This is a genomic window from Amycolatopsis thermalba, assembly GCF_003385215.1.
GTDB classification, from domain to species: Bacteria; Actinomycetota; Actinomycetes; order Mycobacteriales; family Pseudonocardiaceae; genus Amycolatopsis_E; species Amycolatopsis_E thermalba.
The window spans coordinates 15,443-35,853 of sequence record NZ_PQHW01000011.1 but is presented as its reverse complement, the minus strand read 5'-3'; the positions used below and the strand labels follow the sequence as shown (position 1 = coordinate 35,853).

Sequence of the window (20,411 nt, the reverse complement as noted above, 5' to 3'; positions counted from 1 at the left end):
GGTGGTCCCGCCTATGGTGATCACCGTGGAATGGACCGAGACGACCAGGGCGATCTTCGTGCCCTCGGACCCGCCCCGGGACGGTGTGCTCGCCGTCTGGGGTGACGAGCCGGGGCCGGTACCGGTCGAACTCGTGCTGCCCGCCGGCGCCGGCAAGTCCTTCCGCCGCACCAGGGTCGACGCGCACGTCCTCCCGCTCGCCGGCGCCATCCCGCGCCTGCTCGCCGTGAGCGACGGAAGCCCTTCGGTGCGGGCGTGGTCGGCGGCGGTCGCCGCGGGCCTGAACCTCGTCGCCCGCGGCCGGCTCCGGCGTCCGTCCGGTGTGGACAGCTGGTGCGCCGGGCCGCTCGACACCGCCGACGAGGACCTGCTGCGTGACCTGGCCGCCGCCCTGCCGCCCGAGGCGCACGCCCTCCCGCTGTCCGGCCTCAAGCGCATCCGCCTGCACTCGCCCGAAACGCTCGTCCGCGCGCTCTGGGACGCCACCGCCGACGTGCTCGGCCGCACCCCCGCGGCCCGCGTGGTCACCGACGGGCCCGCGTTCGGCGCGCAGATCCAGCTCCGCGTCGAGGTGCGTGAGACCGGCGACGACTTCGCGTTCACCGGCGTCCTCGCCGTGCGCAGCCGCGCCGACCCCAGCCTGGTCGTGGACGCGGCCGCGCTGTGGGACGCACCGGAGGCCGTCCTGTCCCGCTTCGGTGAGCAGGTCGAGGCGCAGCTGCTCATCGGGCTGCGGCGCGGCGCCCGCGCGTGGGCTCCGCTGGGCCGCGTGCTCGACGCCGCCCCGCCCAGCGAGCTGACCCTGGACGACACCGAGGTCGTCGAGCTGCTCGACGGTGGCCGCGACGCCCTGGCGGCCGCCGGTGTCGAGGTGCTGTGGCCGCGCGGCGTGTTCGGCGAACCGGTGCGGGCCAAGGCGAGCGTGACGCCGTCGCCGGGCAGCGAGGGCGGGGCCGTGTTCCGGCTGACCGACCTGCTGCGGTTCCGCTGGCAGCTCAGCCTGGGCGGCGAAACCCTCAGCGAGGCCGAGGTCACCGCGCTCGCCGAGGCCAAGCGCCCGCTGGTGCGCCTGCGCGGGCAGTGGGTGCGTGCCGACTCCCACCTGCTGGCACGCCTGCGTCGCGCGCGCCCGGCTGTCACCGGCGCGCAGGCGCTGGCCGCGGCCCTGACCGGCGAGCTGCGGCTCGACGACGAGGAGCTGGACTTCGCCGCCCCGCCCGCGCTCGACGGTCTCGTGCACCGGTTGCGTGCCCCGGCCGGGCCGGTCGAGCCGGATCCGGAGTTGCAGGCCACGCTGCGGCCGTACCAGCGGACCGGGCTGTCGTGGCTGGTCCGGATGACCGAGTTGGGCCTCGGCGGTGTTCTCGCCGACGACATGGGCCTGGGCAAGACGATCCAGCTCATCGCCCTGCACCTGCACCGCCGCCCGTCGGGGCCGACGCTGGTGCTGTGCCCGACGTCGCTGCTGGGCAACTGGGAGCGTGAGTTCGCCCGGTTCGCGCCGAAGGTCCCGGTGCGGCGGTTCCACGGCGGGCGGCGGCACCTGGACGACCTGGCGCCCGACGAGGTCGTCCTCGCCACCTACGGTGTGCTGCGCCGCGACCGGGCGACGCTGTCCGAAGTGGACTGGGGGCTGGTCGCGGCCGACGAGGCGCAGCACGTCAAGAACCCGCTTTCGGTGACGGCGAAGGAACTCCGCAGGATCCCGGCCGCGGCGCGCGTCGCGTTGACCGGCACGCCGATGGAGAACCGGCTCACCGAACTGTGGTCCATTCTGGACTGGACGACGCCGGGGCTGCTCGGCACGCTGGAGCACTTCCGCCGCACGATCGCGCGCCCGGTCGAGCGCGACCGCGACGCCCGCGGTGCCGAACGCCTGGCCGCGACGGTGCGGCCGTTCCTGTTGCGGCGCCGCAAGACCGACCCGGACATCGCGCCGGAGCTGCCGCGCAAGACCGAGACCGACCGGTACGTGCCGCTGACCACCGAGCAGGCCACCCTGTACGAGGCGGTGGTGCGGGAGAACCTGGCGGTGATCCGCGAGTCGCGGGGCGTGCAGCGGCGCGGGCAGGTGCTCAAGCTGCTGACCGAGCTGAAGCAGATCTGCAACCACCCGGCGCAGTACCTCGCGGACAGCGGGCCGGTCGCCGGGCGGTCGGGCAAGCTCGCCGCGTTCGAGGAGCTGCTGGACGTGATCCTCGACGAGGGCGAGAGCGTGCTGGTGTTCAGCCAGTACGTGCGGCTGTGCCGGCTGCTGGAGGCGCGGCTGACCGAACGGGGGCTGCCGGTGCAGCTGCTCTCCGGTGCCGACTCGGTGCGGCAGCGGGAGGAGATGGTGGCGCGGTTCCAACGCGGTGACGTGCCGGTGTTCCTGCTGTCGCTCAAGGCGGGCGGGGTCGGGCTGAACCTGACCCGCGCGACGCACGTCATCCACTACGACCGGTGGTGGAACCCGGCGGTGGAGGACCAGGCGACCGACCGGGCGTACCGGATCGGGCAGGACCGGCCGGTGCAGGTCCACCGGCTCATCGCGGAGGGCACGCTGGAGGAGCGGATCGCCGAGGTGCTCGCGGAGAAGCGCGGCCTGGCCGAACGCGTGATCGGCGCGGGGGAGGACTGGATCACGGAGCTGAGCGACGAGGAGCTGACGGAGCTCGTCCGCCTGGGGAAGCCGGGATGAGCGCGCGCAGGGGCCGCGGCCGGGGCTCTCGGCACCGTGATGAAGGCACCCATCGCGACGCGCGTCCACCTGGAGCGGGTGATCAACCTGGGGTTGCCCGGTCCACGCCCCAGTCCCACAGCGCTTGCAGCACCGGCCCCAGGCGCTCCCCGTCGGGGCTGAGCCGGTACCGGGTCCGGGGCGGCCGGCCGCGCTCGCGATGCCGTTCCACGACCCCGCTGCTCGTGAGGTGCGCCAGCCGCTCGGACAGGACCTTGTCCGACAGCGCGGGCAGCCGCTCCCGCAGTTCGCTGAACCCGAGCTCACCGCGCAGCAGCTCGCGGATCACCAGGGTCGTCCAGCGGCCGCGCAGGACATCCAGGGTCATCTCCACCGGGCAGGACGGCGTCGGTGCGCCCACTTCCGCGAGCGGATCCGCGGGCAGGCCCGGGCGGCTAACCGTTTGGTGAGTCACGGGGCGGTCTCCTAGCGTTCGCGGGCGTCGTCAACCGAAAGGATGGTCCACCATGCCACGCCCTCTCGCTGATCGCCCGGAAGACGTGCCCGCCGTGTTCGCCGAGCGGTTCAACACCGGTGACCCCGCCGCGATCGCCGAGCTGTACGAACCCGGCGCCGTGTTCGTCGCCTCGCCGGGCTCGCCGCTGACCGGCGCCGACGCGCATGCCGCCAACGCCCGGTTCCAGGCCCTCGGCGTGCCGATCACGGTCCGGCCGCGGCAGGTCTACGCCACCGGGGAGATCGCCCTCCTGATCGTGGACTGGGTGATCGACGGCACCGACCGCGAAGGCCGCCCGGTGCGCATCGACGGGACCGCCACCGACATCGCCCGCCGCGGCGGCGACGGGCGGTGGCGCTACGTGGTGGACAACCCGTTCGGCCTCGCCGGCTAGCCCCGCTGGTCGCGCAGCCAGCGCAGGTACGTCCACTCCAGGAAGCGCTCCACCCCGCGCACCACGTGCGCCGACCGGATCGACGGGAACACGTCGAACGCGTGCTGCGCCCCCGGCAGCTCCGCGTACGCCACCGGCTGCTCGGACGTCTCCCGCAGGCGGCGGACGAACTCGCGCGCCTCCCGGACCGGCACCAGCGAATCGTGCGCGCCGTGGATCACGAAGAACGGCGGCGCCTTCTCGGTGATCCGGTCCAGCGGCGACGCGGCGATGTAGTCGTCCAGGAACCGCACCGGGTCCTTGCCCACCACGTACCTCGCCAGCAGCCCGTGCAGCCGCTGCTTGCTCGCCGGCGAACCGCTCGTCGCGGCGAAGTCGTACACGCCGTAGTGCGGGGCGCACGCCTGCACCGACGTGTCCGCCTCGGCGAAACCCGGCTGCAGGCCGGCGTCGTTCGGGGTCAGCGCCAGCAGCGCCGCCAGGTGACCGCCCGCCGAACCACCCGTCGCGGCCAGGAACGACGGGTCACCGCCGTACTCATGGATGTGCTCCCGGATCCACGCCACCGCTCGCTTCACCCCGACGATGTGGTCCGGCCAGTGCGCCTTCGGCGACAGCGGGTAGTTCACCGCCACGCACACCCACCCGCGCTGCGCCATGTGCAGCATCAGCGGGATGCCCTGGTGGTCCTTGCTGTCGATCATCCACGCGCCACCGTGGATCTGCAGCAGCACCGGCCGCCCCTCGACCGGCTCCCGCGGCCGGTAGATGTCCATCAGGAACCGCTTGCCGCCCGGCGCGTACGCCAGGTTGCGGTCCCGCCGCACGTCCGGGTTGCGCATCCGGAACGGCAGCACCAGCTGGCCCCACGGCGTCGCCAGGTCCTTCGCGTCCGGCGGCCGCGACAGGTCCGCCACGTACTCCGGCCCGAGCGCCTCGGCCAGCGCGTCCTCCACCGCGCCCCGGGCCCGCTGCGAGGTGACGATCAGCGACCCCAGCCCGGCGGCCGAGGCCGCGGCCAGGCCGAGCCCGACCCGGTCCGGCACCGACCGCGCACCGTGCCGCGCCAGGTGCGCCGCCGTGTCGGCCGCGGTCAGCGCGAGCAGGTGCGGCGCCAGTTCCCCGGTCAGCCACCCGGCGAAGAACGCGGGCACCGAGGCCCGCACCCCCGGCACCGGGCGGAGCGCGTTCGCGGTCAGGGCCAGCTGGATCGCCCGGCGGGTGAGGAAACGGGGTCGCATACTCCGTGATCGTAGTCAATCTCGCTTACCCTTATCAGGTGCGACCGCTGAGTGGACTCGACGCCAGTTTCCTGTACCTGGAAACGTCTTCGCAGGTGCTGCACGTGTGCGGACTGCTCACGCTGGACGGATCGACCATACCGGGCGGATATCGCTTCCCCGAGTTCAAGCGCGTGCTCGCCGAGCGCATCGCCGCGATCCCGGAGTTCCGCCGGAAACTGCACAATTCGCCGCTGAACTTCCTGCACCCGGTGTGGGTGGAGGACGACGCGTTCGACATCGACCACCACCTGCACCGGGTCGCCGTGCCCGCGCCCGGCGATCGCGAGACGCTGGCCGAGCTGTGCGCCCACTTCGCCGGGCAGCCGCTCAACCGCGGCCGCCCGCTGTGGGAGCTGTACGTGATCGAGGGCCTCCCGGACGACGGGGTCGCGGTGATGTTCAAGATGCACCACGCGACCGTCGACGGCGTCGGCGGCGCGAGCCTGATCGCCTACCTGGCCGGCCCCGAACCGGGTGAACTTCCGCCGTTGCCCGAGCCCGAGCGCAATCCCGCGCCGCCCTCGCACCTCGAGCTGCTCCGCACCAGCGTGCAGGAGCTGGCGCGGCGCCCGGTGGAGATGGCGAAGCTGCTGCCCGGCCTGGCCGGGATGGCGCCCCGCTGGCTCGGGCGCGCCCTGCGCCGCCAGGGCATGCCGGTGCCGTTCACCGCGCCGCGCACCTCGTTCAACTCGACCATCTCCAGCGTCCGCGCCATCGCCTACGGCACCGTCGAGCTGGACGACGTCAAGACCGTGAAGAACGCCTTCGGGGTGAAGGTGAACGACGTGATCCTGGCGTTGTGCGCGGGCGCGCTGCGCCGGTACCTCCAGGCGCGCGGCGAGCTGCCCACGGACCCGCTGGTGGCGACCGTCCCGGTGTCGACGCTGGACCGCACCAGCCAGGAGGGCGACAGCAACAACAAGGTGTCCGCGTTCTTCGCGACCCTGCCCACGCACCTGCCGGAGGCCGCCGCCCGGGTCTACGCGGTCGCGGAGAGCAACCGCCAGGCCAAGGAGCACCACCACTCGATCGACGCGGACATGCTGCAGGACTGGGCCCAGTTCGCCCCGTCCGGCCTGTTCGGGCTCGCGGTCCGGGCCTACTCCGCGCTGCGGCTGGCCGACAAGCACCCGGTGGTGCACAACCTGGTCGTCTCCAACGTGCCCGGCCCGCCGATGCCGCTGTACTTCGTCGGCGCGCGGATCACCGCGTTCTACCCGCTCGGCCCGGTGTTCCACGGCGCCGGGCTGAACGTGACCGTGCTGTCCTACGCGGGCAAGGTCGACATCGGCCTGCTCGCCGCGCGAGAACTCGTTCCAGATCTGTGGTCGCTGGCCGACGCGATGCGCGAGGAGATGACGGAACTGCTGCACGCGGCCTCGACCCTTGCCTGAACGCCACTCCTCGGCTAAGACTAGAACAGGTTTCAGTCTTGCTGCCGAGGAGCCGGTGTGGACTTCACCCTGGACGCGACCCAGGCCGAGATCGCCGCGCTGACCGCGGAGGTCCTGGCCCGGGATCCCGAGCACGCGTGGCCGGCGCTGGCGAAGGCCGGCCTGCTCGCGCTCGCCCTGCCGCCCGAGCTGGGCGGGGACGGGCTCGGGCCGGCCGAGGTCGCGGTGGTGCTGACCGAGGTGGGCCGGGCGGGCGCGCAGGTGCCCGCGCTCGCGGCCCTCGCGCTCGGGGTGCTGCCGCTGAACCGGCTGGGCGGCCCGGAGCAGCGGGCGCGGTGGCTGCCGGAGATCGCCTCCGGCGAGGTGGTCGTCACCGCCGCGCTGCACGAACCGTCCGCGCCGTTCGTCACGCAGCCGTCGACCGAGGCCGTGGCCGCGGACGGGGGCTGGGCGCTGACCGGCACGAAGACCCTGGTGCCGTCGTTGCCGGAGGCCCGGTGCGTGCTCGTGCCGGCCACGCTGCCGTGGGGCACCGGCGTGTTCCTCGTCGATCCCCGGGCCGACGGCGCGCAGGTGCACGGCACGTCGCTGCGCCTGTCCGGGGTTCGGGTGGGGGAGGCGGACCTGCTGTGTGACGGATCGGTGGCCGACCTGCACCGGTTCGCGCTCGCCGGTGCGGTCGCGCTCGGCGACGGCGCCGTGGCCGGGGCGCTCGCGCTGACCACCGAGCACGTGCGGCGGCGCGAGCAGTTCGGCCGTCCACTCGCGACGTTCCAGGCGGTCGCCCAGCAGATCGCCGACGTCTACATCACCTCCCGCACGCTGCACCTGGCCGCGTTGTCCGCCGTGTGGCGGCTCGCCGAGGGGCTCGATCCGGACGAGGACCTGGCCGTGGCCGCGTACTGGCTCGCCGAGGAGGCGCCCAAGGCGCTCGCGTCGTGCCACCACCTGCACGGCGGCCTCGGCGTCGACATCACCTACCCGCTGCACCGCCACTACGGGATGGTCAAGGAACTCGCCGCGGTCACCGGCGGCGCGAGCACGCGGCTGGACCGGCTCGGCGACCTGGTGGAGGGCTGATGCACATCGAACTGACCGCGTCGCAACGGAAACTGCGGGACGAGCTGCGCGAGTACTTCGCCGGGCTGATCACGCCGGAGGAGCGGCAGGCGCTGCTGCGGGAGCGGCACGGCGAGGTCTACCGCCGCATCGTGCGGCGCATGGGCAGCGACGGGCGGCTCGGCGCCGGGTGGCCCGAGGAGTACGGCGGCGGCGGGTTCGGCGACCTCGAACAGCACCTCTTCGCCGACGAGGCCGCCCGCGCCGACGTGCAGCTGCCGTCGGTGACGCTGCAGACCGTCGGGCCGACCCTGCAGGAGTACGGCACGCCCGAGCAGAAGGCGTTCTTCCTGCCGAAGATCCTCGCCGGCGAGGTGCACTTCGCGATCGGCTACACCGAACCCGGCGCCGGCACGGACCTGGCGTCCCTGCGCACCACCGCGGTGCGCGACGGCGAGTCCTATGTGGTCAACGGGCAGAAGATCTTCACCACCGGCGGCCACGACGCCGACTACATCTGGCTGGCCGTGCGCACCGATCCGGACGCGCTCAAGCACAAGGGCATCTCGATCCTCATCGTCGACACCAGCGACCCCGGCTACTCGTGGACGCCGATCATCACCTGCGACGGCGCGCACCACGTCAACGCCACCTACTACTCCGACGTCCGGGTGCCGGTGTCGATGCGCGTCGGCGAGGAGAACCAGGGCTGGAAGCTGATCACCACGCAGCTCAACCACGAGCGGGTCATGCTTGGCCCGGCCGGGCGGATCGGCGGGCTCTACGACCGGGTGCGCGCCTGGGCCGCCGCCCGGGACCTGCTCGGCGAGCCCGACGTGCGCCGCGCGCTGGGCGAGACGCTCGCCGTGGTGCGGATCAACGAGCTGCTCAACTGGCAGGTCGCGGCGGCGGACCTGGACATCGCGGACGCCTCGGCGACCAAGGTGTTCGGCTCGGACCGCATCCAGCGCGTGGCGCGGCTGATGGAGGAGATCGTGGCGCGGCACGGCGATCTGTCCGATCCGGACACCGCCGCGCTGGTGGAGTGGCTGGACGTGCTGGCGCGACGCAACATCGTGCTGACCTTCGGGGGTGGCGTGAACGAGATCCAGCGGGAACTGATCGCGATGGCCGGGCTGAAGCTGCCGAGGGTGCCGCGATGAGCGTCGAGGAGGCCGCGGCCCGGATCCGCGCCCAGGGCGAGTCGTCCCGGCGCCTGGCGCGCGATCCGGTCAACCAGGCGATGATCAACAACTGGGTCGAAGCGATCGGCGACACCAACCCCCGGTACGCCGAGGGGATCGCGCCGCCGGCGATGGCCCAGGTGTGGACGATGAACGGCCTGCACGGCCAGCGCGCCGCGGACGACCCGCTGGGCGCGATGATGGCCGTGCTCGACGAGGCCGGGTACACGTCCGTGGTCGCGACGAACTCCGAGCAGACCTACCACCGCTACCTGCGGGTCGGCGAGCACGTGTCGGCCTCGACCGCGCTGGAGTCGGTGGTGGGGCCGAAGCGCACCGCGCTGGGCGAGGGCTGGTTCGTCACCACCCGCACGTCCTGGTACGTCGGCGACGAGCTGGTCGCCGACATGCTGTTCCGGGTGCTGAAGTTCGCGCCGCCGCCCTCGTCACCGGGTGCGTTGCGGCCGGTGATCAGCCGGGACACCGAGTTCTTCTGGGCGGGCACGAAGGCCGGTGAGCTGCGGATCCAGCGCTGGGGTGACGTGCTGCGGCACCCGCCCGGGCCGATGCCACCGGACGGCGACCTGGACGCGAAGCCGGACTGGCTGGTGGCGAGCGGGCGCGGCACCGTCTACAGCTACGTGGTGCACCACCGGCCGGCCGTGCCCGGCAAGCAGCTGCCGTTCGTGATCGCGCTGGTCGAGCTGGAGGAGGGCGTGCGGATGCTGGGCGAACTGGTCGGCGCGGATCCCGCGGAGGTCCACATCGGACTGCCGGTGACCGCGACGTTCCTGAAGGTGGACGACGACCTGACGCTGCCGGCCTGGCGGGTGGCGCGATGATCGCCGCCGGAACCGAGCTGCCCGAACTGGCCTTCGACGTCACGCCGACGTTCGTGATCAGCACGGCCCTGGCCACGCGGGACTTCCAGGACGTGCACCACGACCGGGACGCGGCGGTCGCGCGCGGGTCGAAGGACATCTTCCTCAACATCCTCACCGACACCGGCCTGGTGCAGCGGTTCGTCACCGACTGGGCGGGGCCGGACGCGCTGGTGCGCTCGATCAAGATCAAGCTGGGGGTGCCCTGCTACGCCGGGGACCGGCTGGTGTTCACCGGGCGGGTCGCGTCGGTGGACGGGCGGGTCGCGGTGGTCGAGGTGACCGGGACCGGTGGACTGGGGTCGCACGTGAGCGGCACGGTGACCGTGGAGCTGGCGGCATGACACTGTCGGGCAAGGCGGCGATCGCCGGGATCGGCGCGACGGAGTTCTCCAAGGACTCGGGGCGCAGCGAGCTGCGGCTGGCGGCCGGGTCGGTGCGGGCGGCACTGGACGACGCCGGGCTGCGCCCGTCCGATGTGGACGGACTGGTGTCGTTCACGATGGACGGCAACGCCGAGATCGCGGTGGCGCGGGAGCTGGGCATCCCGGAGCTGACGTTCTTCAGCCGCGTCCACTACGGCGGCGGTGCGGCGGCGGCGACGGTGCAGCAGGCGGCGATGGCGGTCGCCACCGGGGTGGCCGACGTGGTGGTGGCCTACCGGGCGTTCAACGAGCGGTCCGGGCACCGGTTCGGGCAGGTGTCGTCCGCGGCGGCCGGGCAGGTGAACTCGTCGGGGGTGGACAACGCGTTCCACTACCCGATGGGGCTGGCCACGCCGGCGGCCACCGTCGCGATGGTGGCTCAGCGGTACCTCCATGAGTACGGCGCGTCGACCGAGGACTTCGGCCGGGTGGCGGTGCTGGACCGCAAGCACGCGGCGACGAACCCGGACGCGTGGTTCCACGGCAAGCCGATCACGCTGGCGGAGCACCAGGCGTCGCGGTGGATCGCCGAGCCGCTGCGGCTGCTGGACTGCTGCCAGGAGTCCGACGGCGGGGTCGCGCTGGTGATCACCAGCGTCGAGCGGGCCCGGGACCTGCGCAGCGCGTGCGCGGTGATCGCCGCGGCGGCGCAGGGCAGCGGGCCGGACCAGTACATCATGACCAGCTACTACCGGGACGAGCTGGCGGGACTGCCCGAGATGGGGGTGGTCGCGCGGCAGCTGTGGGCGCAGGCCGGGGCCGGGCCGGCGGACATGGATGTCGCCGTGCTGTACGACCACTTCACGCCGTACGTGCTGATGCAGCTGGAGGAGCTGGGGTTCTGCGGCCGCGGGGAGGCGCCCGGGTTCGTCGCGTCCGGGGCGCTGGAGCTGGACGGCTCACTGCCGCTCAACCCGCACGGCGGTCAGCTCGGCGAGGCGTACATCCACGGGATGAACGGCATCGCCGAGGGTGTGCGGCAGATCCGCGGGACGTCCTGCAACCAGGTGTCCTCGGTGTCGCACGTTCTGGTGACGGCCGGTACCGGTGTGCCGACGAGCGGGCTGGTGCTGGCTCAGTCGTAGCCGCGGATGAGGTGACTCTCGTCGTCGGCGAGGACCGTCTCGGGCGGGGTGTCGTCGTCGAGCATGGTGGGGTTGTCGGTGATCGGTTCGGTGGCCGGCATCGTCTTTCGTCCTTTCCTGACGTCGCCTACGGTCTGTGGTTCCCATCACAGTACGCAACCAAACACCGGCGATTTCCACTGGGCGGGGCCGGACCGGATGCGCCGTCTCGCGGTGTGGAATTCACCTCGATGACCTCTAGCGCACACACACGTTCATGGGCGAACTTGAGGACGTGCACATCCCGGCCGTGGTTGCGTGGAGCCTGACGGTGGCGTTCGCGATGCTGGCGGTGCCCAGCGTGGTCCGGCTGGTGCGCCTGGAGGCCGCCACCAGCGCCGACGCCCGCCAGCAGGACCTCGCCGAACTGCTGATGGTCCTGGCGATGCTCGCGATGGTCTCGCCGCTCGGGGGGCCCATTCCGGCGGCCGGGTGGCAGGCGATCCTCGTCCTCACGGCGGGCTGGTTCTTCGTCGCCGCGCTGCGGGGGCGGCGCTGCTGCGCCGTGCACCACCTGGTCTCCGCCGCGGCGATGCTGTACATGATCACCGCGATGCCCGGCCACGGCGACGGGCCCTGGATGTCCATGATGCCCGGCGAACTCGCCTGGCCGGTGCTCGCCCTGGCCGGGATCGCCTACTTCGCGGTCGACAGCGTCCGCGCCGGGATCATCGGCGCGCGCTGGGCCCGCACCGAGAGCCTGCGCGACCACCGCGCGGTCCGCCAGGTCTGCCGCGCCCTGATGGGCGCCGGCATGGCCTACATGCTGGTCACTGGCCTGTAGGCGCCAGCACCGCGTCCGCCAGCACCGGCGCGTCGCGTTCCACCGCCGTCGTCGTCAGCACCAGGCCCTCGTCCGCGCGCCAGACTCGCGTCCGCAGCGTCTCCCCGGGCAGCACGATTCCCGCGAACCGCGCCGAGAACGACTCCACCCGCGTGACGTCGGCGTCCAGCAGCGCGTCCGTGACCGCCTTGGCGACGATCCCGTACGTGCACAGCCCGTGCAGGATCGGTGCCTCGAACCCCGCCGATCGGGCGAACTCGGGGTCGATGTGCAGCGGGTTCCGGTCACCACACAGCCGGTAGATCAGCGCCTGCTGCGGCAGCGTCGGCGTGTCGATCACCGCGTCCGGCTCCCGTTCCGGCAGTTCCACGCGCGAAGACGAGCCGCGCGAGCCGCCGAACCCGCCCTCGCCCCGCGCGAAGATGCTCGACCGGGCCGTCCACAGGGGTGAACCGTCCGTGGACGTCACCGACGTCTCGTTGACGATCACCGCCGCCTTGCCCTTGTCCAGCACGTCCACGATCCGCGTCCGCGCCACGGCCTTGCCCTCGACCGGGATCGGCCGGTGCACGGTCACCGCCTGCGTCCCGTGCACCACCTTGGCCAGGTCGACCTCGATTCCCGGGAAGGACACCGCGGGCGGCTCGTAGATGCGCAGGTTCGCCGCCACCGTCGCGAACGTCGGCAGCACCCGCAGGTCCCGCTCGTAGGTGTAGCGCAGCTCCCGCGGATCGGCCGGCCGGGCGCCCGCGCCCAGCGCCAGGTGGTAGAGCAGCACGTCGGACGGCGTCCAGGCGAACGTCAGCTCGTCGAGCTCGGCACCGATGGCGACGTCGGGATCGATGGGCAACGCGGGCACTCCTACTCGTAGGTGACCGACACCTCGTCGGTCAACGGTACCGACTGGCACGCCAGCACGATGCCGTCGGCGATGTCCTCGGAATCCAGGACCTCGTTGTGCAGCATCTTCACCTCACCGGACACGATCCGGCACGCGCACGCGCTGCACTGGCCCTCGCGGCACGAGTACGGCGCGTCCAGACCGCGGGCCAGCAGGAAGTCCAGCAGCTTCTCCTGACGCGGCCAGGAGAACGAGTGCTGCGCGCCGTCCAGGTCGACCTGCAACGCCGTCGTGCCGGCCTCTTCCGATGCGGCTGCCTCGGCTCTGTCCTCGAAGGGATTGCCGCCCAGCGACACGAACCGCTCCAGGTGGATCCGCTGGCGCGGCATCCCGAGGTCCTTCAACGCCTGCTTCCCGGCCGTCATGAACGCCTCGGGCCCGCACAGGAACGCGTCGAACTCCGCGTAGGGCCGGACCAGCTCGCGCAGCTGCGTCACCGACGGCAACCCCTGCACGCTCTCCAGCCAGTGCACCACGACCAGCCGCTCCGGATGCTCCCGCGCCAGAGCCGCCAGCTCGGACGCGAAGATCACCGACTTCTCGTCCCGGTTGGCGTACACCAGCACGATCCGCCCGCCGCCGGAAGCCAGCGCGGACTTCAGGATCGACATCACCGGCGTGATGCCACTGCCCCCGGCCATCAGCAGCAGGTCGGCGTCCAGCGATTCGGGCGTGAACACCCCGGCCGGCGCCAGCACATCCACAGTGGACCCGGCGGAGACGTTGTCGCACAACCAGTTCGACCCGTACCCGCCGTCGGTGCGCTTCACCGTCACCTTGAGCCGCGCGCCCTCGTGCGGCGCGCTGGACAGCGAATAGCACCGCGCCGCCTCACCCGCGCGCAACGTCAGGAACTGCCCGGGCCGGTAGGAGAACTTCGCGGCGTGCTCCTCCGGCACGTCGAACACGATCGACGACGCCTCGGCCGTCTCCGCGATCACCTCGGCGACGGTCAGCGTGTAGCTATCCGGCATCGAGAACCCCGAACTCCCCGTCCCGCACCGCCCCGTCGATGCTGTCCACCAGCTTCGGGCAGGTGTCCAGCAGCGCGGTGGTGCGCCCCTCAGCCACCTCCCGCGCGAACACCGGGCAGCTGCCCGCGTCGGTGGTCCACTGGATGCTGGTGTGCTTGACGCTGTTCTTCTTCACCAGCACCCGCGTGCCGCACGACGCGCACGCGTGCGGCCGCAGGCCACCGGCGAGGAACTCGGTGCGCTCGGCGGTGGTCATCCGGCGACCCCCGCCTCCTGCTGCCGGGCCAGGTTCTCGGCCACCTCCCGCGCCCACACCTCGTTGGCCTTGGTGGTGTCCACCTCGAACTCGAACCGCCGCGTCATGTCCTCGGTGACGTCCTCGACGTCGGTGTAGAACTGCTCGTACCAGCGGCGCAGCTGGTAGACCGGGCCGTCCTCCTCGCACAGCAGCGGGTTGTCGATGCGGGTCTTGTTCTTCCAGATCTCCACGTCCTGCCGGAACCCGACACCGATGCTCTTGGCGAACTTGCCGGCGATCTTGTCCGCCTGCTCGTCCGACACGCCCGGCAGCTTCTTCACGCTCACGCCCCACTGCAGCACGAACGAGGTCGGCGTCACCGGGTAGTGGCAGTTGATCAGCACGTTCTCGATCTCGAAGCCCTTGTACGTGTTCAGCAGCGTGTTGATCATGTACGACGGCCCGAAGTAGGACGCCTCCGAGCGCAGCAGGTTGTCCTCGCCGCCGTAGTTGGACGCCATCCCGACGTCCGGGCGGCCCTTGGTGTTGAGGTACTGCGTCGCGATGTGGCCCTCGAACACGTTCTTGAAGTAGGTCGGGAACGCGTAGTGGATGTAGAAGAAGTGGGCCATGTCGACCATGTTGTCGATGATCTCGCGGCAGTTGGACCCCTCGATCAGCACCGAGTCCCAGGTCCAGTTGCTCCACTCGCCGCTGAAGATGCCGTCGATGCGGGGGATCACGACGTCCGGCGGCGGCGGGTTGCCCTGCGGGTCGTGCCACACGAACAGCTGCTTGTTCTCCTCCAGCGTGATCCACGACCGGGTGCGGGCCCGCAGCGGAACCCGTTTGGCGTAGGGGATCGACACGCACTTGCCGTTGCCGCCCCAGCGCCAGTCGTGGAACGGGCAGGCGACCTCGTTGCCCTTGACGCTGCCCTGGCTCAGGTCGCCGCCCATGTGGCGGCAGTAGGCGTCCAGGACGTTGAGCTTGCCGTCCTCGCCGGCGAACACCACGAGCTTGGTGCCGAACGCGTTGACGGCGTGCGGTTTCCCGTCGCGGAACATCTCGGCCAGGCCCAGGCAGTGCCAGCCGCGGGCGAACCGCGCCGGCGGCGCACCCGCGTCGATCGTGCGGACTTCAGTCATCATCGACCTCCAGTGCGATTCTGGGTGGCCAGGTGGCGTGAGGCAAGGAACCCGAAGACCATGGCCGGTCCGATCGTGGCGCCGGGCCCGGCGTAGGTGTGTCCCATGACCGCGGCGCTGGTGTTCCCGGCCGCGTACAACCCGGGGATCACCGACCCGTCCGCGCGCAGCACGCGGGCGTGGGTGTCGGTGCGCAGCCCGCCCTTCGTGCCCAGGTCACCGGGCACGATCTTGACCGCGTAGAACGGGGCCTTGTCGAGCGGGCCGAGGCTGGGGTTCGGCTTGTGGCGGGGGTCGCCGTAGTAGTGGTCGTAGGCGCTGCGCCCGCGGTGGAAGTCCTCGTCGGCACCGCGCCGGGCGAAACCGTTGAACCGCTCGACGGTGGCCTCCAACGCCGCCGTCGGCACCTCGATGCGGGCGGCCAGCTCCGCCAGGGTGGGCGCCTTGGCCACGATCCCGGCCTGGAACCAGCGCCCGGGCAGCTTCTGCCGCGGTCCGACGCCGGTGAACATGTACCGGTCGCGGTAGCGCTGGTCGAAGATCAGCCAGGTGGGGATGTTCTCGGCGGGCCCGTCGCCCGGCCCGTACATCGCGTGCACGGCCTCGACGTAGGGCGCCGACTCGTTGACGAACCGCTCACCACGGGCGTTGACCAGGATGCAGCCGGGCCGCGAACGCTCGGCGAGGGCGAACCACGGACCGCCGGTCAGCGGGATCGTCGGGCCCCACCACGCGTCGTCCATCAGGGCGACCGACGCGCCGAGCTTGAGCCCGGCGGTGATCCCGTCGCCGGTGTTGGCCTTCGCGCCCACGGTCCACTCGGTGCCGATCGGGCTGCGCTGGTACTTCGCGCGCATCTCCTCGTTGTGCTCGAACCCGCCGGCGGCGAGCACCACCCCCAGGCGCGCCCGCACGATCTCCTCCCGCCCGTCCCGCCGGACGACCACACCGGTGACCCGGTCGTCCTCCGTGACCAGGTCGACCAGCGGAGTCTCCAGCCACACCGGCACGCCGGCGCGCAGCAGCCCGGCCCGCAGCCCGGCGGCCAGCGCCTGGCCCATCGACAGCAGCCGCTTGCCGCGGGTCAGCCCGGCGAGCCAGCGCGCGCCGATGCGCAGGACCCGCAGCGGCCCCTTCGGGTGCCGGGCGAGCAGGCTCAGCCAGCGGTAGTCCGCCTGGGTGATCGGCACGCCGAGCGGCGCGCCGCTGTAGGGCGGTTCGAGGTTGGCCAGTTCGGCGCCGAGCAGCTTGCCGTCGAACGGCTTGGGTTCCACCGAGCGGCCACCGGCCCGGCCGCCGGGCGCCTCGGGGTGGTAGTCGGAGTAGCCGGGCACCCACTGCAGGCGCAGCGGCGTGACCCGGTGCACGAACGACACCACCTCGGGGCCGTGGTCGAGGAACGCCTGCCGCAGCTCGGCGGGCACCACGTCGCCGACGATGGCCTCCAGGTAGGCCCGCGCCGCTTCCGGCGTGTCCTCGACCCCGGCCGCGCGCAGCGCCTCGTTGCCCGGGATCCACACCCCGCCACCCGATCGGGCCGTGGATCCCCCGAACTTGGCCGCCTTCTCGACCACCACCACGGACAGGCCGGCGTCGGCGGCCGCGAGGGCGGCGGTCAGGCCGGCCGCGCCGCTGCCGGCCACCACGACGTCGAACTCGTCGGTCATGCCACCTCCGCTGTAACACGTTCCACATTGCGCAGCGCCTGTTCGTCGGCCCGTCAGTCACGATAGACGAGAACGTGTTTCAGTTCTAGGGTAGCGGGTGTGAACCAGACGGCGGATGTGATCGTGATCGGGTTCGGGGCGGCCGGCGCCTGTGCGGCGATCGAGGCCGCCGACGCGGGTGCGGACGTGCTCGTGCTGGACCGGTTCGACGGGGGCGGGGCGACCGCGCTGAGCGGCGGCATCGTCTACGCGGGCGGGGGCACCGCCCAGCAGCGGGAGGCCGGGGTCGACGACTCGGTCGACGCGATGTACGACTACCTGCGGCTCGAGGTCGGTGAGGCGGTCTCCGAAGAGACGCTGCGGCGCTTCTGCGAGCAGAGCCCGGCCATGATCGAGTGGCTGGAGCGCAACGGGGTGCCGTTCGAGGGCAGCCTGTGCCCGTACAAGACGTCGTATCCCAACGACGACTACTACCTGTACTACTCGGGCAGCGAGTCCGCCGGCGGGTTCCGCGACCTGGCGAAACCGGCCGCGCGCGGACACCGCACCAAGGGGCCGGGCACGTCGGGGAAGCTGCTGTTCGCGCGGCTGGCCCGGGCGGCGCGGGACCGCGGCGTGCGGGTCCTGCCCGGCACGCGGGCCGAGTCGCTGATCGTCGACGGCGGCGTGGTGACCGGCGTGCGGGTGAAGACGCTGCGCGACGCGCCCGCCCGGGTCCGCGCCGCCCACGCCCGCATGGCGCGCTACGCCGCCAAGCCCGGGATCTACGTGCCCAGCGTGCGCAAGGCCTTGCAGCACCGGATCGAGCGGCTGGAGCGGCGGTACGCGCGGGAGGAGGAGATCACCGCCCGGCGCGGGGTGGTGATCTCGGCGGGTGGCTTCATCTTCAACCGGGCGCTGGTGCGCGAGCACGCCCCCGCCTACCGCGGCGGCCTGGCGCTGGGCACGATCGCCGACGACGGATTTGGCATCGGGCTCGCCGCCGCGGTGGGCGCGGCGACCGGCGAGATGCACCGGATCTCCGCGTGGCGGTTCGTCACCCCGCCCAGCGCGATGCTCAAGGGCGTCCTGGTCGATGCGGCCGGGCGGCGGATCATCGACGAGTCCCGCTACGGCGCCGCGGTCGGCGAGGCGATGATCGGCAAGCACGACGGCAAGGGCTGGCTGCTCGCCGACGCCGAGACGATCGCCGAGGCACGCCGCACCGCCCGGCGGGAGAGCCAGTGGTTCCAGTGGTTGCAGGCCCGCTACCTGCTGCACCGCGGCCGCGTGTCCGGGCGCAGCCTGGACGAGGTGGCGCGCACGGCCGGGGTCGACCCGGACGGGCTGCGGGCGACCGTCGAGGCCTACAACGCGGCCGCCGAGGCCGGGGCCGCGGACCCCGCGGGCAAACCGGCCGAGTACGTGCGGCCGGTCCGCACGCCGCCGTACTCGCTGATCGACGTCTCCATCAAACCGAGCCTGGGCTTCCCGTGCCCGATGCTCACGCTCGGCGGTCTCGTCGTCGACGAGTCGACCGGTCAGGTGCGGGACGCCGACGGCGCGGGCATCACCGGTCTGTACGCCGCCGGCCGGTCCGCGGTGGGAATCTGTTCCAGGTCGTACGTGAGCGGGCTGTCGCTCGCCGACTGTGTGTTTTCCGGACGGAGAGCCGGAATTTCCGCAGCTCGGCGGGCGGAGTGATGACAAAAACGAGAACGTGTTCTAGTCTTGCCGATGACAACGCAGGTACATGACGGACGGGGCGTGGGGATGACCGATCAGGATGGTCGCGGGGTGCTGGCCGGGGTCCGGGAGCTGCTTCCCGTCCTGCGGGAGCGGGCCCAGGAGACCGAGGACGCGCGGCGCATTCCGGACGAGTCGATCAAGGCGCTGCAGGAGACCGGGTTCTTCAAGCTGCTGCAGCCGAAGACCTTCGGCGGCTACGAGGCCGACCCGGTGACCTTCTACACCGCGGTGAAGCTGCTGGCGAGCGCGTGCGGCTCGACCGGATGGGTCGCCTCGATCCTCGGGGTGCACCCGTGGCACCTCGGGCTGTTCGAGCCGCAGGCGCAGCAGGACGTGTGGGGCGAGGACGTCGACGTGCGCATCTCGTCGTCCTACGCGCCGATGGGCAAGGCCACCGTGACCGACGGCGGCTACCGCCTCTCCGGCCGGTGGAGCTTCTCCTCCGGCTGCGACCACGCGACCTGGGTGTTCCTCGGCGCGCCCGCGTTCGACGCCGAGGGCAAGCCGGTCGACTTCTGCACCTACCTGCTGCCGATCGGCGACTACGCGATCGAGGACGTCTGGGACACCGTGGGCCTCCGTGGCACCGGCAGCAACGACATCATCGTCGACGACGCGTTCATCCCGGCGCACCGCGCGCTGAGCTTCCAGGCCACGTCGAAGTGCCGCACGCCGGGGCAGAAGATCAACCCGGGGCCGCTGTACCGGCTCCCGTACGGGTCGGTGCACCCGTCGACGATCACCGCGCCGATCATCGGCATGGCGCAGGGCGCCTACGAGGCGCACGTGGAGCACCAGCGCACCCGCGTCCGCGCCGCGTACCTGGGGGAGCAGTCCAAGGAGGACCCGTTCGCCAAGGTGCGGGTCGCCGAGGCGGCCAGCGAGATCGACGCCGCGTGGCTGCAGCTGACCCGCAACATCGACGAGCTGTACCAGCTGGCCTGCCGCGGCGAGAAGCTGCCGTTCGCCACCCGGCTGCGCGTGCGGCGGGACCAGGTGCGCGGCACCGAACGCGCGATCGCCGCCGTGGACCGGCTCTTCGAGAACTCCGGCGGCCGCGCGCTCAAGCGGGGCACGCCGATCCAGCGGTTCTGGCGCGACGCGCACGCCGGGCGCGTGCACGCCGCCAACGACCCCGAACGCGCCTACATCATGTACGGCAACGGCGAGTTCGGCGTCCCGGTCGAGAATGCGATGGTGTGACATGACCGAGGGCAAGTACGCCGAGGTCGGCGGGGGCTTGCGGCTGCACTACCACGAAGCCGGCACCGAGCACGCCGAAACCGTGGTGCTGCTGCACGGCGGCGGGCCGGGCGCGTCGGCGTGGAGCAACTTCTCCCGCAACATCCCGGTCTTCGCCAAGTCCTTCCGCGTGCTGGCGGTCGACCAGCCCGGGTTCGGCAGGTCGGACAAGCCGACCGAGCACCCGCAGTACTTCACGCACAGTTCGGCCGCGGTCGCCGGCCTGCTCGACGCGCTGGGCGTGGGCAAGGCGCACCTGGTGGGCAACTCGCTCGGCGGCGGCACCGCGGTGCGGTTCGCGCTGGACCACCCGGACCGGGCCGGGCGGCTCGTCCTGATGGGACCGGGCGGGCTGAGCACCAACCTGTTCGCGCCGGACCCGACCGAGGGGGTCAAGGCGCTGGGCCGGTTCGCCGCGCCGCCCGGGCCGAGCAAGGAGAAGCTCGCCGCGTTCCTGCGGCTCATGGTGTTCGACCCGGCGCTGATCACCGACGAGCTGATCGAGGAACGCTACGCCAACGCGAGCACGCCCGAATCGCTGGCCGCGATGCGCGCGATGGGCGCGTCCTTCGCCGGCGCCGACTACGAACAGGGCATGCTCTGGCGCGACGCCTACCGGCTGCGGCAACGCGTGCTGCTGATCTGGGGCCGCGAGGACCGCGTCAACCCGCTCGACGGCGCGCTGGTGGCGCTCAAGACGATCCCGCGCGCGCAGCTGCACGTGTTCGGCCGATGTGGACACTGGGCGCAGGTCGAGAAGTTCGACGAGTTCAACCGCCTGGCCCTCGACTTCCTGCGAGGTGAATGAG

General features: G+C 72.2%; 19 protein-coding genes. 12 read left to right on the top strand and 7 right to left on the bottom strand.

The window, feature by feature from the left end; translation table 11 throughout:
- The first annotated feature begins 16 nt into the window (after positions 1–16).
- Entirely contained in the window at positions 17–2,680 is a 2,664-nt protein-coding gene (locus tag D0D15_RS07255; RefSeq protein ID WP_094008319.1) for a DEAD/DEAH box helicase, read from the top strand.
- 82 nt (positions 2,681–2,762) lie between these two features.
- Here D0D15_RS07255 and D0D15_RS07250 read toward each other — a convergent pair whose 3' ends face one another.
- Entirely contained in the window at positions 2,763–3,080 is a 318-nt protein-coding gene (locus D0D15_RS07250; RefSeq protein ID WP_233157481.1) for a winged helix-turn-helix transcriptional regulator, read from the bottom strand.
- A 106-nt stretch (positions 3,081–3,186) separates the two neighbouring features.
- Here D0D15_RS07250 and D0D15_RS07245 point away from each other — a divergent pair, with 106 nt between their 5' ends.
- Entirely contained in the window at positions 3,187–3,570 is a 384-nt protein-coding gene (locus D0D15_RS07245; protein WP_094008260.1) for a YybH family protein, read from the top strand.
- Here D0D15_RS07245 and D0D15_RS07240 read toward each other — a convergent pair.
- Complete coding sequence (locus tag D0D15_RS07240; protein ID WP_094008259.1) at positions 3,567–4,811, bottom strand: alpha/beta hydrolase; 1,245 nt, start codon at positions 4,809–4,811, stop codon at positions 3,567–3,569. The two genes, D0D15_RS07245 and D0D15_RS07240, sit on opposite strands and share 4 nt — an antisense overlap.
- 38 nt (positions 4,812–4,849) lie before the next feature.
- Between D0D15_RS07240 and D0D15_RS07235 the strand changes: the two genes are divergently transcribed.
- The 7 genes from D0D15_RS07235 to D0D15_RS07205 all read left to right on the top strand — a co-directional run bounded on the left by D0D15_RS07235 (position 4,850) and on the right by D0D15_RS07205 (position 11,704).
- Positions 4,850–6,247, top strand: a complete 1,398-nt coding sequence (locus D0D15_RS07235; protein ID WP_094008258.1) for a WS/DGAT/MGAT family O-acyltransferase — start codon at positions 4,850–4,852, stop codon at positions 6,245–6,247.
- 57 nt (positions 6,248–6,304) lie between these two features.
- Positions 6,305–7,327 (top strand): acyl-CoA dehydrogenase family protein, encoded by a 1,023-nt coding sequence (locus tag D0D15_RS07230; RefSeq protein WP_094008257.1) that lies wholly within the window; start codon positions 6,305–6,307, stop codon positions 7,325–7,327.
- Positions 7,327–8,469 (top strand): acyl-CoA dehydrogenase family protein, encoded by a 1,143-nt coding sequence (locus D0D15_RS07225; protein WP_094008256.1) that lies wholly within the window; start codon positions 7,327–7,329, stop codon positions 8,467–8,469. Before D0D15_RS07230 ends, D0D15_RS07225 begins: the two co-directional genes overlap by 1 nt.
- Entirely contained in the window at positions 8,466–9,332 is an 867-nt protein-coding gene (locus D0D15_RS07220; RefSeq protein WP_094008255.1) for a bifunctional MaoC family dehydratase N-terminal/OB-fold nucleic acid binding domain-containing protein, read from the top strand. Before D0D15_RS07225 ends, D0D15_RS07220 begins: the two co-directional genes overlap by 4 nt.
- Positions 9,329–9,715 (top strand): MaoC family dehydratase, encoded by a 387-nt coding sequence (locus D0D15_RS07215; protein WP_094008254.1) that lies wholly within the window; start codon positions 9,329–9,331, stop codon positions 9,713–9,715. The genes D0D15_RS07220 and D0D15_RS07215 overlap by 4 nt, the downstream gene beginning before the upstream one ends.
- On the top strand, positions 9,712–10,881 hold the full coding sequence (locus D0D15_RS07210; RefSeq protein WP_115944323.1) for a lipid-transfer protein: 1,170 nt from the start codon (positions 9,712–9,714) through the stop codon (positions 10,879–10,881). The genes D0D15_RS07215 and D0D15_RS07210 overlap by 4 nt, the downstream gene beginning before the upstream one ends.
- A 256-nt stretch (positions 10,882–11,137) precedes the next feature.
- Positions 11,138–11,704 carry a DUF5134 domain-containing protein gene (locus tag D0D15_RS07205; protein WP_094008252.1) on the top strand — a complete coding sequence of 189 codons (567 nt, stop codon included), beginning with the start codon at positions 11,138–11,140 and terminating at the stop codon, positions 11,702–11,704.
- Here D0D15_RS07205 and D0D15_RS07200 read toward each other — a convergent pair.
- From D0D15_RS07200 to kstD, 5 genes are read right to left on the bottom strand one after another with little or no spacing between them, the layout of a single operon-like run.
- Positions 11,691–12,554 (bottom strand): MaoC/PaaZ C-terminal domain-containing protein, encoded by an 864-nt coding sequence (locus D0D15_RS07200; RefSeq protein ID WP_094008318.1) that lies wholly within the window; start codon positions 12,552–12,554, stop codon positions 11,691–11,693. The genes D0D15_RS07205 and D0D15_RS07200 overlap by 14 nt on opposite strands.
- Positions 12,555–12,565: 11 nt before the next feature.
- The gene (locus tag D0D15_RS07195) at positions 12,566–13,579 is read right to left on the bottom strand and encodes a ferredoxin--NADP reductase (protein ID WP_094008251.1); all 1,014 of its coding nucleotides are present in this window, start codon (positions 13,577–13,579) and stop codon (positions 12,566–12,568) included.
- Positions 13,569–13,835: a hypothetical protein gene (locus D0D15_RS07190; RefSeq protein ID WP_094008250.1), complete on the bottom strand. Its 267-nt coding sequence runs from the start codon at positions 13,833–13,835 to the stop codon at positions 13,569–13,571. Before D0D15_RS07190 ends, D0D15_RS07195 begins: the two co-directional genes overlap by 11 nt.
- Positions 13,832–14,968 (bottom strand): 3-ketosteroid-9-alpha-monooxygenase, oxygenase component, encoded by a 1,137-nt coding sequence (locus D0D15_RS07185; protein WP_369806832.1) that lies wholly within the window; start codon positions 14,966–14,968, stop codon positions 13,832–13,834. Before D0D15_RS07185 ends, D0D15_RS07190 begins: the two co-directional genes overlap by 4 nt.
- On the bottom strand, positions 14,965–16,632 hold the full coding sequence (kstD, locus tag D0D15_RS07180; protein ID WP_094008248.1) for a 3-oxosteroid 1-dehydrogenase: 1,668 nt from the start codon (positions 16,630–16,632) through the stop codon (positions 14,965–14,967). Before kstD ends, D0D15_RS07185 begins: the two co-directional genes overlap by 4 nt.
- A gap of 99 nt (positions 16,633–16,731) precedes the next feature.
- Between kstD and D0D15_RS07175 the strand changes: the two genes are divergently transcribed.
- The 3 genes from D0D15_RS07175 (at position 16,732) to hsaD (ending at position 20,410) form a co-directional block, all read left to right on the top strand.
- Entirely contained in the window at positions 16,732–18,315 is a 1,584-nt protein-coding gene (locus D0D15_RS07175; protein ID WP_094008247.1) for an FAD-binding protein, read from the top strand.
- 69 nt (positions 18,316–18,384) lie between these two features.
- Positions 18,385–19,563 carry a 3-hydroxy-9,10-secoandrosta-1,3,5(10)-triene-9,17-dione monooxygenase oxygenase subunit gene (gene hsaA, locus D0D15_RS07170; RefSeq protein ID WP_094008246.1) on the top strand — a complete coding sequence of 393 codons (1,179 nt, stop codon included), beginning with the start codon at positions 18,385–18,387 and terminating at the stop codon, positions 19,561–19,563.
- A 1-nt stretch (position 19,564) separates the two neighbouring features.
- On the top strand, positions 19,565–20,410 hold the full coding sequence (gene hsaD / locus D0D15_RS07165) for a 4,5:9,10-diseco-3-hydroxy-5,9,17-trioxoandrosta-1(10),2-diene-4-oate hydrolase (protein WP_094008245.1): 846 nt from the start codon (positions 19,565–19,567) through the stop codon (positions 20,408–20,410).
- The last annotated feature ends 1 nt before the right edge of the window (position 20,411 follow it).